The sequence below is a fragment of the Burkholderia sp. GbtcB21 genome, assembly GCF_019091065.1.
Classification (GTDB): Bacteria; Pseudomonadota; Gammaproteobacteria; order Burkholderiales; family Burkholderiaceae; genus Burkholderia; species Burkholderia pyrrocinia_C.
In genome coordinates this window covers 1-243 of record NZ_JAGXKA010000411.1, presented here as the reverse complement: position 1 = coordinate 243, position 243 = coordinate 1, and the positions used below count along the sequence as shown (strand labels likewise).

Annotated in this window: 1 protein-coding gene; it reads right to left on the bottom strand. The window is 69.1% G+C overall.

The window, feature by feature from the left end; genetic code table 11:
* Positions 1-23: 23 nt before the first annotated feature.
* The coding region (locus tag KVT39_RS37215; RefSeq protein WP_217591513.1) for a fucose-binding lectin II at positions 24-243 on the bottom strand (220 nt) is incomplete at its 5' end.

Genomic DNA, 243 nt, shown 5'->3' with positions numbered 1-243 from the left:
CCGCCGTTAGTGACGGGTGAGGATCAGCCCAGCGGCCAGTTCAGGGACACGATGCCGTCGTTGTAGTCGGCGTCAGCGCCGTCCTCCGACCCGAGGATCCCGAAGAACGGCTTCTTGAAGATGGCGACCTGTCGCGAGCCGAGCCGCGAGGGCTTGCCGTGCACCGTCACGATCACGCGCGCGCGGCCCTTGCCGGAGGCGAGCACCTTCGTGCCGAGGTTCTGGTCCTGCACGCCCGCGCCC